General features: G+C 35.9%; 16 protein-coding genes. All 16 read left to right on the forward strand.

Annotated elements, in window-relative coordinates:
* Positions 1 to 155 precede the first annotated feature (155 nt).
* The 16 genes from EO116_RS01180 to EO116_RS01250 all read left to right on the forward strand — a co-directional run bounded on the left by EO116_RS01180 (position 156) and on the right by EO116_RS01250 (position 13324).
* Positions 156 to 701 (forward strand): DMP19 family protein, encoded by a 546-nt coding sequence (locus tag EO116_RS01180; protein WP_206168306.1) that lies wholly within the window; start codon positions 156 to 158, stop codon positions 699 to 701.
* A gap of 73 nt (positions 702 to 774) precedes the next feature.
* Positions 775 to 903 (forward strand): hypothetical protein, encoded by a 129-nt coding sequence (locus EO116_RS08695; RefSeq protein WP_255416480.1) that lies wholly within the window; start codon positions 775 to 777, stop codon positions 901 to 903.
* 87 nt (positions 904 to 990) lie between these two features.
* On the forward strand, positions 991 to 1410 hold the full coding sequence (locus EO116_RS01185; RefSeq protein ID WP_127160296.1) for a hypothetical protein: 420 nt from the start codon (positions 991 to 993) through the stop codon (positions 1408 to 1410).
* Positions 1411 to 1546: 136 nt separating this feature from the next.
* Positions 1547 to 1813: a hypothetical protein gene (locus EO116_RS01190; protein ID WP_240629089.1), complete on the forward strand. Its 267-nt coding sequence runs from the start codon at positions 1547 to 1549 to the stop codon at positions 1811 to 1813.
* A 55-nt stretch (positions 1814 to 1868) separates the two neighbouring features.
* Positions 1869 to 2615 carry an SMI1/KNR4 family protein gene (locus EO116_RS01195; protein WP_127160298.1) on the forward strand — a complete coding sequence of 249 codons (747 nt, stop codon included), beginning with the start codon at positions 1869 to 1871 and terminating at the stop codon, positions 2613 to 2615.
* Positions 2616 to 2635: 20 nt separating this feature from the next.
* Positions 2636 to 3382, forward strand: coding sequence for a DKNYY domain-containing protein (locus EO116_RS01200; protein WP_164726025.1), 747 nt, complete (start codon positions 2636 to 2638; stop codon positions 3380 to 3382).
* 435 nt (positions 3383 to 3817) lie between these two features.
* Positions 3818 to 4309: a YfbM family protein gene (locus tag EO116_RS01205; protein ID WP_127160300.1), complete on the forward strand. Its 492-nt coding sequence runs from the start codon at positions 3818 to 3820 to the stop codon at positions 4307 to 4309.
* A gap of 44 nt (positions 4310 to 4353) precedes the next feature.
* Positions 4354 to 4656: a type II toxin-antitoxin system RelB/DinJ family antitoxin gene (locus EO116_RS01210; protein ID WP_127160301.1), complete on the forward strand. Its 303-nt coding sequence runs from the start codon at positions 4354 to 4356 to the stop codon at positions 4654 to 4656.
* A gap of 192 nt (positions 4657 to 4848) precedes the next feature.
* Positions 4849 to 5427, forward strand: a complete 579-nt coding sequence (locus EO116_RS01215) for a hypothetical protein (RefSeq protein WP_206168307.1) — start codon at positions 4849 to 4851, stop codon at positions 5425 to 5427.
* 102 nt (positions 5428 to 5529) lie between these two features.
* Positions 5530 to 6081: a DMP19 family protein gene (locus tag EO116_RS01220; RefSeq protein ID WP_127160302.1), complete on the forward strand. Its 552-nt coding sequence runs from the start codon at positions 5530 to 5532 to the stop codon at positions 6079 to 6081.
* 116 nt (positions 6082 to 6197) lie between these two features.
* Entirely contained in the window at positions 6198 to 6443 is a 246-nt protein-coding gene (locus EO116_RS01225) for an immunity 17 family protein (protein ID WP_127160303.1), read from the forward strand.
* 19 nt (positions 6444 to 6462) lie between these two features.
* Positions 6463 to 7692, forward strand: a complete 1230-nt coding sequence (locus EO116_RS01230) for a DUF695 domain-containing protein (protein WP_127160304.1) — start codon at positions 6463 to 6465, stop codon at positions 7690 to 7692.
* Positions 7693 to 7848: 156 nt separating this feature from the next.
* Complete coding sequence (gene typA, locus EO116_RS01235) at positions 7849 to 9660, forward strand: translational GTPase TypA (RefSeq protein WP_127160305.1); 1812 nt, start codon at positions 7849 to 7851, stop codon at positions 9658 to 9660.
* 159 nt (positions 9661 to 9819) lie between these two features.
* A complete protein-coding gene (locus tag EO116_RS01240) occupies positions 9820 to 10683 on the forward strand; it encodes a M48 family metallopeptidase (RefSeq protein ID WP_127160306.1) in 864 nt (287 codons plus the stop codon).
* Positions 10684 to 10726: 43 nt separating this feature from the next.
* Positions 10727 to 11773 carry an AraC family transcriptional regulator gene (locus tag EO116_RS01245; RefSeq protein WP_164726026.1) on the forward strand — a complete coding sequence of 349 codons (1047 nt, stop codon included), beginning with the start codon at positions 10727 to 10729 and terminating at the stop codon, positions 11771 to 11773.
* 282 nt (positions 11774 to 12055) lie between these two features.
* On the forward strand, positions 12056 to 13324 hold the full coding sequence (locus tag EO116_RS01250; RefSeq protein ID WP_127160308.1) for an SLC13 family permease: 1269 nt from the start codon (positions 12056 to 12058) through the stop codon (positions 13322 to 13324).
* Positions 13325 to 13326 lie beyond the last annotated feature (2 nt).

Genomic DNA, 13326 nt, shown 5'->3' on the forward strand with positions numbered 1-13326 from the left:
ACGAACTGGATACCAAAAGAGTTATCTGTAAGTTAGAACTTGCATAAGTTTATCAATTACGAGAGGTAAAATATGGCACCGACGAAAGAAGAATTCTGAAAATTAAGCAATGAAGACAAGTTGAAATGTATTCAAATATAGAGGAGACAAATGAAATGGGTGAAACACAAACGAAATTAAAATACGCAAAGATTACCATAGAGGACATTCTAAATATTGAGGAGTCTTGGGATATCTGTGATCCCATGTTCAATATGATTAAGGGTTATGAAGGATATGATAAATATTTAAAAACGTCAGAGAGATTTACTTTAGAACAAAGATATTTATGTGCTATTCATTGGTATTTTGGAGAAGTAATGAACGGGGGGCATCATCAATTTTTCTACAACTCTACAGGAATTGTTTGGGAAGATGTGTTAAATGGTTTTAAATATTTTGAAATGCTAGAGCTTGCAGCTAATTTCCAAAAAGTAATTAATTATTGTGGTGGAAAAATTTCCTTTGATAGAGAAGAACGATGGGATATGCTAGAAATGTTGGAAGAAAAATACGGAGAAGAATTTTTTAAGATATTGGATGAAGCCGATGATTTCATTTATGATTATACAGGTGAAGAAAACGAACTAAACTACATCAAATCTCATCCTGAAAAGTTTGTATTTGAAGGGGAATACGAGAGCTTTTACAATCGGCGTTAAAAAAGAAAAAGTAATGCTATTTTTGAGCGAGTGATTGGCGAGTTATTAGGCTTGAAAATATGGTATATTCCTGATGAAATTAAAATTTGGGACAGACGATTTGGCAGTTTATTTGAAACAAAATAATGGAATGAATGAAGTAGTATTTGAAAGAAAGATGAAAGAGTTATTTGAAATCAAGAAAACGTTTATGGAAATATAGAAACTTAATACAAAATTTGAAGTTTATGCGATCTACATGCATAGTGAAAAGGTAAAGTAGCAAACTGAGAAACAGGAGAAACTAAGTATGAGTTATGATTTAATGGTTTTTGAAAAAACAAAAGCACCTAATACAAAAAAACAATTTATGGTTTGGTATGATAAGCAAACAGAATGGGAAGAAGAACATGATTATGAAACGATAGGGGTATCTTCTTCTGATTTGCAAAATTGGTTTATGGAAATGAAAGAAAATTTTCCACCTATGAATGGAGAATATGCACCTAATTTTGATAATCTTGATGATGATGAAGCTGAAAAATTGGAAATGCGTATGGCTGATTACTGTATAGGATATGATGTAATTTATGTAGCTTTTCCTTGGTCTGTAGCAGACGAAGCGTATGAAGTTATGCGAGATTTAGCTAAAAAACATAATGTGGGATTTTTTGATGTGAGTGGAGAAAAAGGCGATATTATATTACCAGATGGCACTAGGATTAAGTAGTTATATTAATAAGCATTTCTTATTTAACTTCCTGAATGATAAATCGGAAACCACAGCGTGCAAGCATGAACTTTCTTGAGTGGCTTGATCTTATGTGTTAGTTAAATAGATAGTATAGAATCAAAATTGAACTTGAGTGGGGGGATTAAAATTGAAAAAATACAAACAAATGACATGGCAATTTGAAATTGCAGGTGTGGAAGGGAATGTAATTCTGTTTGATACAAATATTTTTGAGTATGACTGGCATGAAACAGGGGAATACGTATCAGTAACGGAGCCACTATATCATCAGAGTTGTAGGTTTCCTATTTATGTTGTGTATATTAACGATGAACTTCATAAATTTGCTGCTGGTGAATTTAGTAATAATGTATGGGGATTTTATATACTTAAGTATTAAAGTGATAATTTCAGTTTATTGGGAGATGGAAACAAATTTGAATTTGTGAGGGGATATGATGATGGAAGCTATAAATGAGAAGCTACTTTCCTTGGTAGAGGGCAGGGAAACCCCTGAAAGCTATCAAAATTGGTGGCTAAAACACGAACATGAATTAGAGAGGGTTTTAAATAGGGGAGAATTTTTAAGACTTAAGCCAAAAGACCATGATTTCCTCTGGGTGCCGATTTTAACAAGCCAAAAAGGAGCCATAGCCATACTGGAGAGGAAAGGGCTACCTTTTTCTAAAAGCAATCTGTATCAAGAGAAATATTTAGAGGAGCTGGATGTCTATTGTAAGGATAAGAAAAAAAGAGAGCAAGAAAAGAAAAAGAAGGTTAAAGAAGAGCATCCAAATTTGTTTGAGCATTATCCAAAGTTTACAAATGCTTTAGTGAAATCTCTTGATGAAAATGACGTTATAAAACAAGGTGCTACACAAGAGGAAATTCGGAAAGCAGAAGAAAAATTAAGTTTTGCCTTTCCTGAACAAGTACAAAGGTTTTTCTTAATCACAAGCGGCATTGATCTTTCAACTGGCATAAAAGTTGTGCTAAACGAAATGTTTTCAATGGAAATAAAAGAGAAGCAATATTTGGTTCTTGGAGAGTTTTGGAAAGAGGCAGACGGAGATCAGCTATTGCTTTGTCATGATGAAGAAACAATTTGGTACTATGCCCATGAACAGAATAAAGTAAAGAAGCTTTGCAATGATATGAATGAATTTCTTGAGAAGAAACTATCTAGGTATCTGAGCAGGTAAAGACAAATATGGAGGAATTTATGGAAATCGTAAGAGTAGGGTCTAAATCTAAACCAGTTAAAATCATTGATGTAGACTTTGATACACTCGTTGATATTAACAAGGACCATAGGTTTTATGATCAAGAGGAAAAGGCTATTTTGCATTATTGGTCTGATGGAAAAACAGTGTACTGGAGGCATAGACTTGTCTCTAAAGATGTAGAACATTTTCAAGTGTTTAATGGCACATTTGCAAAAGATAGTAAATCTTGTTATCTATATGATACCAAACTACGCGGTGCTAACAATGAGACATTTAAAGCCTTGAACTATAGCTATGCTTTTGATGGAAAGACTGTATGGACTATATCTGGCCGTTTTGAACCAGCAGATCCTAAAACTTTTGATGTGTGCGACGATGGTTTTTGGCTATCTGAAATTAAAATTACATTGACTGATGGCAAGGAATATACTGAAATTCTTCATATTCCTTATGGCTTTGCGAAAGACAGCAAGCAGGTTTATTACGAAAACTATGAAGGTAAGATTAAAATTTTAAAGAAAGCTGATCCTGAAAGTTTTGTGTCTAATAAGGATGGATATTTTGGTTGGGACAAAAGCAATGTCTATTATGGGAAAAATCTTTTGCCAGGGGCTTCGCCAAAGAACTGGCGGGTCATTGATGATAAGAGAAAGATTTCAACTGATGGAAAGTATTTTTATAGATTGAATAAAAAGATTTCTGAGGAAGAGGCCTATGAGTGGATAAATAATCCACGTTTGTGAAATCATGATTTGAAAAGGATAAGAGAAAGAGATGTAAAACAGGTTTAGAATATCGTTCAAAAGTTGAAATATCACCGGATGATGTAGAGACTATTTGGGAGGAATTTAATACATTTTTTGAAAAAACATATACGGCAGATATTGAGCGTATTTCGACTAATGAAGAAATAGGACGATATGAATTTATGGCGACAAATTCTAAGGGGGATAGAATTCAATGTATGATTTATTTATCTGGTGAATGGAATATACCTTTGGTGTATCTTTCGGCTTTTGTTACAGCCAGATATAAAAATGTGGATTATGTATGATAAATCTCAGCTTGTTGAGCAGATAGCAAAGCCAGCCGAGCCAGTCAATGGCAATCTGAAAAATCCAAATCCACAGCGGGGACGGAAGTAAAGAACAATACGGTAAAATATGGAGGAAAAATAAATGGGATTGATTGCAAATTATCAGTCAACTACTGACATTGAATTAGAAAAATGTATGTGTCTTGATGATGTGGAAGAAGCACAGGATAATGAGAACTTAGAAATATGTGATATAGATAAAATGTGGGACGCACTTCATTTTTTGTTGACAGGAAAATCTGCCGGCGAACCGATTAAAGATAATTTAATCAGCGAAGCGATTGTAGGCCAGTTCAATATTTCTGGGGAAGAAATTGAAGAATTTATATCTGGAACGAAAACTGATAGAGTGAAAGAAATTGCAAAGGCATTGCAAGAGCTTGATTTTGAAACATATATTGATAAATTTGATATGAATGCGTTTCACCAAAACGATATTTACCCTAATATTTGGGAATACGAAGATGAAGCAGATGAAATTAAAGATGATTTAAGAACCTCATTTGAAAGTTTGAAAAAATTTTATGAGAAAATGGCGGCACAAGAGAGCGCCGTTTTAGTGTCAATCTATTAACTGTTCAACTTAGAAAAATTTGTATAGGGAGGGAGTTGCAATGTTTGAAAACAGCAAAGACAGGTAATGTAAATGTAAGAATCCATGAGCATATCAAACAACAAGCGGAACAAATTTTAGAGACTATAGGCATTTCTCGTGCGGCCGCTATTGATATGTTTTATAGACAAATTATTTTAAATAATGGTATTCCGTTTCCCTTAACAATACCTAAAGAGTTACCGATACATGAGAATATGGATGAAAGTACATTTAATGCTTTAATGAAAACAGGGTACTCCCAGGCACTACGAGGGGAAACGTATTCTGTTGCAGAAGTATTTGAAGAGCTAGAACGAGGACTATAATGGAAACGTATAGAAGTGGTTATCATCGCTGTAGTTTATGTAAGAATGGATCAGCTGAAATAGTTAGAAAAATAGAACTTGATAATTAGTTGTGGTAGATATACGATTTAGTCATGAAACTAGTTCAGGAAACATTTGAGGCTTTGGGTATCTGAGACATTCTGTAGAAATGATGACGTATTTAATAACGCTATGATAATTAAGCGAGCAAACAAAGTGAGAGTACCAACTTATATTAAAGAAGAAAATTACAATATAATAAATATAGATGATACATTTACAAGTATTAGTATTTGCAACAACTTAGAAAGTGGAGATACCAACGAACTGTATGAAATTTATTTTTATGGTTCACTTTTTGAAGAACATATGATTTGTGGTATGTATGATGAAAAAAATGAGATTAGCGATCCTTGCATGATAGTAGCAAAATGTATACATACAGGAAAAGAAATTTTACTCTATGATGGAGGTAAATATGGATACAACCCTATGTTCTGTGATGAGATACATTTAGAAGATATCAAAAAACGTTCACTTTCTAAATTAGAAATTCCAAACTCTAACATTGAAATAGATTTTGCCTATAGCATTGACTTTGATGAAGAGAAAGAAGATTTTGAATTTGATGAAGATGACTTTACAGAAACTATTAACGGAGAAAAAATTTCTTTTGAAGAAGTGAAGAGAAATGGATTTGATTATATAAAAATTACTGCTATAGACGAACTGGATACCAAAAGAGTTATCTGTAAGTTAGAACTTGCATAAGTTTATCAATTACGAGAGGTAAAATATGAAACCTCCTATTTTAACAGAGAAATATTTTGAATATATTAATTAAGAAAATGAAAATATAGAGGAGACAAATGAATGGGCGAAACAGAAAAGAAATTAAAATACGCAAAGCTTACCATAGAAAATATTAAAAGTTTAGATGAAAACTCTTATTATGATGTTGTTGATCCAATGTGGGAAACAATTAATATTTATGATGGATATGATGAGTATATTCAATCAGCGCAGACTTTCACTTTAGAGCAAAGATATTTATTAGCCATTACTTGGTATTTTGTAGAAGTAAATAATGGAGGTCATCATCAGTTTTTATATAATCCTACAGGGATAGTTTGGGAAGATGCAATAAAAGGTTTCAAACATTTTGGAATGAACGAATATGCAGGTAATTTTCAAAAAGTTGTAGACTATTGTGGTGGGACAATATCGTTTGGTAGAGAAGAAAGATATCATATGCTAGAAATGTTGGAAGAAAAATACGGAGAAGAATTTTTTAAGATATTAGATGAAGCCGATGATTTCATTTATGATTATGAAGGTGAAGAAAACGAACTAAACTACATCAAATCTCACCCTGAAAAGTTTGTATTTGAAGGAGAATACGAGAGCTTTTACAATCGGCGGTAAAAAAGAAAAAGTAATCTTCTAAAAAGTTGAGAGAATGGCGCTTGAATGAAGAATCTTAGCGTGTGAAAAAGAGAAATAATGAGAGAAATGCTTGATGGAGGAAGTGGATAAACGATATGGATGAAGTATTTGAATGGTTAACAGTACATTACCAGTATGTCTTGATAGCAGGTGGATTACTATTTTTAATCGGTGCTATACGAGATTGGAAATGGGTGTATCAAGCTACAGTCGGAGATAAGGCAAGGCACGCATTTATTTTTGAAGTGTGGGGTGAGAAAGGATATAGAGTCTTTATAGGAATATGTGGATTGTTGCTTGTCATTTGTGGGGTTATATTTTTAATGTTGGATAAACGATAAAAAGCGGAGGTAACTTAACATGAAATGGAACTCAGAAAATCGTGAAGAATTTTTTGCGTATATAGAAAAGCTTACAGATGAAGATTCATATACGGAATGTATGACAGCATTGGAAAGCATCCCTATGGAAGAACGGGATTACCAAGTATGGTATCAGCTTGCTCGTGCGTATCAAAACTTTGCGATTATCGGAAATGATGATCAAGGAACACCTAGTTTTATTGGCGATAAATTTTTATTAAAATCGATAGATATTTTGAATTCAGTTAGAGATGAGGGGCAAGATAAAGCTGAATGGAATATGCGTATGGCATATGCCTATCAATATTTAACTCATGAGGAAGAAAAAGCGATTCCTTATGCCTTGCGTTGGGCGGAGTTAGATCCTGAGGATGAAAATGCATTGGAAGTAGTAAAAGAGTGTAAAGAAGAAATAGAAAAAAGAGTAAATGTGGCTACGGAGAAAGTGATCGTTCAAGAAACTGCTGACATTGATGAAGACTGGGGCGTTTATCTATGCAACGCATTTGCTTACAACTTGCCGGCTGTGATTAGAGTCAATTTAGCTCTTAGGGATTTTGAATATACTGCAAACTATCCTAAAAGATTACATTTACAAATATTATATAAGAATGCTGATGACAGCGGGTTTCCTACAAGAGAAGAAGGGGAATATGTATATCATATAGAAGACGCTGTAGAAGAGATTGTTGAACAACATGGAGATATGTTAGTAGGCGTTGTGAAATGCGATGAACGAGCACATATTTTTGCGTATGCTAAGAATGAGTTGGGGTACGACAATGCAATTTCTAAGATGATGTCAGAAAACTTCCCTGACTATGCCTATACATTGGCAGTCGTTGAAGATGAGGACTGGGAACTGTATTTTAATGGACTGTATCCTGACAGATATGAATATCAAAGCATTATGAATATGAGGCTCATTGAGGATATTAAAAATGATGGTGATAGTATGGTGCCGAGAGTGCTTGAACATTGCCTACTCTTTAAAACAGAAGAAAATGGAGAAGCCTTTTTAGCCAAAGTAATGGAAGACGGTTTTATAAAACTTTCATCAGAAGATCTGAGCAACAATGAAGTTATAGATAAGGAACATCCATATGTACTTGTCATTGGTAGGGAAGAGGCTTTTGAAAATATCGATGGAATTGTCTGGTATCTTATGGATCTAGCAGAAGAGTTTGACGGAGAATATAGTGGCTGGGGATGCCATATTGTGAAGTAATCTATTGTCACAAATGTTTGACTACCGTAGAGATATTGCCATGAAAGTATAGCTATTTCCTTGTAAAATCCTAAAATAAAGTATATAATAGACTGTCGTAGTACGATTTGTACAAATGTTAGGAATATCCTACTTAAGTAGATAAAGGAGTATAGAATGATTCGTGAAAATCTTCGCAATGTGGCGATTATCGCCCACGTTGACCATGGTAAAACAACATTGGTAGACGCATTGCTTAAACAAAGCCATATTTTCCGTGATAATGAAAAAGTTGCTGAGCGTGTAATGGACTCTAATGACCTAGAACGTGAAAGAGGGATTACGATCCTTTCCAAAAACACAGCAGTTATGCATAACGATGTAAAAATCAACATCGTGGACACACCGGGCCATGCTGACTTCGGTGGTGAAGTAGAACGTGTATTGAACATGGTTGACGGCGTATTGTTATTGGTGGACTCTTTTGAAGGCCCAATGCCACAAACTAAATATGTATTGCGCAAAGCTTTGGAACAAGGTTTGAAACCAATCGTGGTTATCAATAAAATTGACCGTCCTGACCAACGTGTTCATGAAGTTGAAGACGAAGTATTAGAATTGTTCATGGAATTGGAAGCAGACGATGATCAATTGGACTTCCCAGTGGTATACGCATCTGCTCGTGATGGCATTGCGAAAGCATCCATGGAAGATGATTCCACAGATATGACTGCATTATTCGATGTATTGATCAAAGAAATTCCTGCTCCACAAGGCGACATCGATGGTCCATTGCAATTCATGGTAACTACCCTTGACTATGATGATTTCGTAGGTAAAATTGCAGTAGGTCGTATCGTTCGTGGCCGTATGAAAACTAATCAACAAGTGGTGTTGATGAATGGTGAAAGTACTCGTAAAGGTAAAATCGGCCGTGTGTACACATACAATGGCTTAAATCGTGTAGAAACAGATGAAGCAGGCATGGGCGACATTATCGCTTTTGTAGGTATCGATGACATCAATATCGGTGAGACTGTAGCGGATGCAGAAAATCCAGAAGCACTACCAACAATCTCTATCGACGAGCCAACATTGTCCATGATGTTCTCTGTTAATAACTCTCCATTCGCAGGCCGTGAAGGTGATTATGTAACAAGCCGTCATTTACGTGACCGTTTGTTCAAAGAAGTAGAAACTAACGTATCCATGCGTGTAGAAGAAACAGATTCTCCGGACTCTTTCAAAGTATCTGGCCGTGGCGAATTGCATTTGGCAGTATTGATTGAAACGATGCGCCGTGAAGGTTATGAATTACAAGTGGGTAAACCTCGTGTAATTTTCAAAGAGATCAATGGTCAAAAATGTGAACCATTGGAGCATTTAACTATTGACGTGCCACAAGAATTTATGGGTGCTGTAATGGAAAACTTAGGTGTTCGTAAAGCGGAGTTGATCAACATGGTTGAATTAGCTGGTTACTTACGTATGGAATTCGTAGTCCCTGCTCGTGGTTTGATTGGTTTCCGTGCACAATTCTTAACAGCTACAAAAGGTAATGGTATCATGAATCATGTATTCCATGGCTATGCACCATACAAAGGGGATATCCCAGGCCGTACTCGTGGTGCCTTGGTAGCTTTTGAAGATGGTGAAACTACACCATATGGCTTGAACTCTGTACAAGACCGTGGTACTTTATTCTTAGGTGCTAACGTACCAGTATATACGGGTCAAGTTATTGGCGAAAATGCTCGTGAAAATGACATGGACGTAAACCCTAACAAAAAGAAACATGTTACTAACATGCGTTCTAGCTCCTCTGATGAGGCAGTTCGTTTAACACCTCCACGTATCTTCAGTTTGGAACAAGCTCTAGAGTGGATCAACGATGACGAATTGGTAGAAGTAACACCAGAAAATATCCGTATGCGTAAAGCTATTTTGGATCGTTCTGCTCGTGCGAAAGCAGCAAAAGCAGCAAAATAATTACATATACTAGACTAGGAATAGTCTATGTACATAGAAATAGAGAAAGTAGTGGGATACCATGGCTTTCTCTATTTTGTTGTGTTTTATAGGGGTGAAAGCCTATAATAGATATATAAGTAATACATTAGTAATGATATAGGAACTACAGGAGATAGGATGAAAGAACTTCGCACACTGCCAGATGGCAGCATTACTTATGAACTGCATAGAAAACGCGTGAAGAACATGAATCTTCGTGTCACCACCAGTGGTGTGGTGCGAGTGTCTGCCTCTCCTCGTGTCCCCTTAGGAATGATTGAAGAATTTATCTGTCGTCATCGAGCTTTCATTGAAAAAGCACTGCAAAATCGAAAGGACAGAGGTGGACATCCGATGGTACCAGATTTAGATACAGAAATCATTGTGATGGGTAAGATGTATCGAGTAGTACTAGAAAAGCCTCACACAGTATCTGCCTACTTGGAAACATCTTCGCAGGATGGTCAATTAAGTGATACTCCGTCAGATTCTCCATTGAAAGGTAGTTCATCAAAAAGGAAGGGCGCACAAGGAAGCCTATCACAAAGAAAACTGTCGAGAGGGAACGCCTCTACCTATGCAGTAACGGTGGTAGACGACATATTGTTGGTACGCTACCCAAGTAATCACGAGACCTTGGATGCTAGCAAAGTAGAACGGATGTGGCTTAATTTTTGGAAATCTATAGGTCAGGACTTTATGGAGAAGTTATCGCAACAAGTACATGGTGAATTTCAACAAGCGGGCTATACCGTGCCGATACCGACCTTACGATTGCGGTACATGACAAGCCGCTGGGGCTCTTGTATGCCTGTAAAAGAAGTTATCACCATGAATACACGATTGCTCTTAGGCCCTACAGAGTTTGCTCACTATGTGATGGTTCATGAATTTGCCCATTTTATCGAGGCGAACCATTCGTCACGCTTTTACAAGGTTATGAGCGATGTGTTGCCAACGTGGCAGCAAGTGAAAGCGGAGATGAAGGCATATTATACATAAGCAGAGTTAGGTAATGTACAATTATAGAGATAAAGAGGTTCCTATGAAATATTTTAGATATGCCATTGATAGAGGTTTATTGCAGGTTAAAAGTCACATATATCGTATTTCTACCTATCATTATAATTGGCATAATCATATTGAGTTATTATGGGTATTAAAGGGAGCTTTAGAAGTGTGTGTAGAGGGGCAGACCTATACATTACAACGAGATGACATGATTTTGTATTCATCACAATGTGGGCATGCTACATTGGCTTTAGAAGAGGATACGATTGCTCTCGTCTTTCATGTAGAACCACAATGGTTTTTGCAGTATGATCAGGATTTTATGAAGTATCGATTTGTGTCAGTCTCCACACAAGATATAAATATTGCTGAAAGGTATAAAGAGCTTCGCCAATCGTTAGCGTATATTATGAATCATCATACTGCAGAAATAAGCATTAGTGCGCTAGAAACCATGAAGGTAGATGGTGTTATATATACAGTGTTGTCAAATGTGTATGAGATTATACTGGCTAGTCGATACGAGAATCAATTATCCACTAAGATATTGCATCAAGAAGAAAATTTTGAACGGATGGTTCATTTTATCGATGAACATTTTCGCGACCGTCTTGAGTTAGCAACGATTGCTGATGTAGGCGGATATACTGAAAGCTACACCTCTCAACTATTTAAACGGCAGCTGGGGATTACTTTTTTAGAATATGTGTCACGTATGCGATTGCGTGAGGCAGCGATACGATTGGTAAATACGGATGATATGGTTATTCATATTGCAAGTTATTGTGGGTTCCCTGACGTAAAAGCTTTTAATAGTGCATTTAAAAAGCATTTTAAACTAACTCCTTCTGCCTATCGTGAACGGGCAAAGAGAATTGAGCGTCATACAGTGTTAGAAGATTGGAAAGAATATATTAGCTCTGATGATACAGAAATTAAGGGGATATTAACAATGTATGGAAGCTGCCTTGCTAAGGAAAATATGAAGTATGAGGAAAATGAATATACGAAACAAAGCCTTGTTAGTAAGGTTCAGAGGGTTAAAGAAGAATTACAGCAGCTATTGCAGACACTAGAATGAGGTAGGTATACTTTGCTTGCATATATGCAATAATATGTATGTAGGTATATTTTTATATAATAAAAATAATGTAAATATATTAAATGATGAAAAACACTGTATTATTACATGTAATAACATGGTGTTTTTTTATATATTCTATGCTTAAAACTATAAAAATATAAGAAAAATCTACAGTTTTATAGTTTTGTATGATGATGAATATTGGATAGAGAGGAGTTGTGTAAATAGCTATAATGAGGGCATACATTGATACGGTACTAGAGATTCAGGAGGAATGGAATGGATGCAGTTAGTATTACGTTATGTTATTTAGTGTTTGCCATAGTCATGTTTGTATGGGAGAAGATACCTTTATCGATTACGGCGATGTTAGTATCAGTTGGTCTAGTCTTATCTGGAGTTTTATCTCCTAAAGAGGCCTTTGCAGGCTTTGTAGATGGTAATGTTCTTTTATTTATGGCTATGTTTATCGTGGGTGCAGCATTCTTTGAAACTGGTGTGGCACAAGTGGTAGGTAGTGTAGTTACAAAAATGGCTAGCACTGAAAAAATGCTCATTGTTGCAGTTATGCTAATTACAGGATTATTATCTGGCTTCTTGTCTAATACGGGAACTGCAGCGGTATTGATTCCTGTTGCCATTGGGATTGCACAAAAATCAGGATTTAATCAATCAAAATTTTTAATCCCCTTAGTATTGGCATCGGCTATGGGTGGTAATCTTAGTTTAATTGGAGCTCCAGGGAATATGATCGCACAAGCAGGATTAGAAAAAATTGGCTTATCCTTTGGATTCTTTGATTATGCTTTAATTGGTGGGCCAATTTTGCTGGTAGGTATTATTTACTTCTTGTTATTGGGATATAAATTATTGCCAGACAAACCAAGTCGTGCTGTAGATTCTACCTGTGATACAGTGGAAGATTATAGCCATGTACCAAAATGGAAACAATGGATGGCGACATTGGTATTGGTAGGTACTATCTTAGCAATGATTTTTGAATCTCAAATTGGTGTTAAGCTGTATGTATCTGCATGGATTGGGGCACTTATTTTAGTGGCTACGAATGTGGTGACTGAAACAGAGGCGGTAAAATCTATTGATATGAAAACAATATTTTTGTTCGTTGGTTCCTTATCTATTGCTACAGCTCTTGTGAAAACAGGTGCGGGTTCTGTAGTAGCAAATACAATTATGGGGTTATTAGGTAGCAATCCAAGCCCATACATTGTGATGGCAGTGATTTTTATCTTATCCGCTGTGTTAACAAACTTTATGTCTAATACGGCAGCCACAGCACTGTTGGTGCCTATCGGTTTGCAATTAGCACAGTCTATGGGAGCAGATCCCAAAGCGGTGTTGATGGCTACTGTTATCGGTGCATCTTGTGCATATGCAACACCAATTGGTATGCCTGCCAATACCATGGTGTACAACATTGGAGGATATAGTTTTATGGACTACGTGAAAGTAGGGGTTCCTCTCATTGTGATAGTGACAATCGTGTCATTAATTATTTTGCCAATATTCTTTCCCTTTTACCCATAATT

The organism is Veillonella sp. VA137, from assembly GCF_003992015.1.
Taxonomy (GTDB): domain Bacteria; phylum Bacillota; class Negativicutes; order Veillonellales; family Veillonellaceae; genus F0422.